Source organism: Vibrio sp. S234-5 (genome assembly GCF_000960595.1).
GTDB lineage: Bacteria > Pseudomonadota > Gammaproteobacteria > Enterobacterales > Vibrionaceae > Vibrio.
In genome coordinates, this window is record NZ_JZAM01000054.1 from 1 (window position 1) to 780 (window position 780).

The window sequence follows — 780 nt, forward strand, 5'->3', positions numbered from 1 at the left end:
CCTGTTTTACGGCTTGAGTGAACCACGAATCTGAGGGTAAAAGTGCTCATTTGCCGACAACACAAAACGAATGGCCGGAGAAACCTAAAAAGATTGAACTCCTAAATTTACCTGAGTTGCATAACGCCCGGTTAAGGGGCAGCCAACGCCATTACCAAGCTTCAGCACAGCACCATAACCACAAAAACCAACGCATAATAAAAATGCCGCGCGTTGGCTGTCCCTCTTGAACCGTTTGTTATGGCTAACAACTCACTGATTTATCGTGTAAAACTTTAAGAAAGGTCTATCCGTTCATCTCGACATTCGTAAGAGCCCATTTCGAATTCTCGACAAATCCAAGGGCGATTTTCGTAAATTGTGCACATGAACGTTTCACGATCTAGAGCTGAACACCAACCATCTGACAAACGCAGCATCGTTTCTCCACCCCATTCATCGAATGCAATATGCTGCTCTGGTACACCTGTGTCGGTAATGATCATAACCTCCAAACGGCAACAACAAGCATGGCAGTTTGAGCACGATATTTCAGGATTGGATACATTTTTAATTGGGATTGTCATCGAGTTCTTCAGCGAGTTTAATCGCAGAATAGTACTCCAATTTAAACCAATTTACCGACATTAATGATGAACTCAACTTGATAGCCATAACGCCGCGTTAAGGGGTGCAGGCACGCAATACAAAAGCTACCGCACAGTGCCGTAACCACCGAACTCAACGCAAACTGAAAATGCCACGCGTGCCAAATCCCACTTAAACGCTTTGTTATGCTTA

At 44.2% G+C, this 780-nt stretch carries 1 protein-coding gene; it reads right to left on the minus strand.

Annotated elements, in window-relative coordinates; genetic code table 11:
• Positions 1–275 precede the first annotated feature (275 nt).
• Entirely contained in the window at positions 276–566 is a 291-nt protein-coding gene (locus UF06_RS23400; RefSeq protein ID WP_080569473.1) for a YkgJ family cysteine cluster protein, read from the minus strand.
• Between the last annotated feature and the right edge of the window lie 214 nt (positions 567–780).

Excerpts from the sequence above, each read along its gene's own strand:
- UF06_RS23400 (WP_080569473.1), bottom strand. The coding sequence starts at position 566 with ATGACAATCCCAATTAAAAATGTATCCAATCCTGAAATATCGTGCTCA.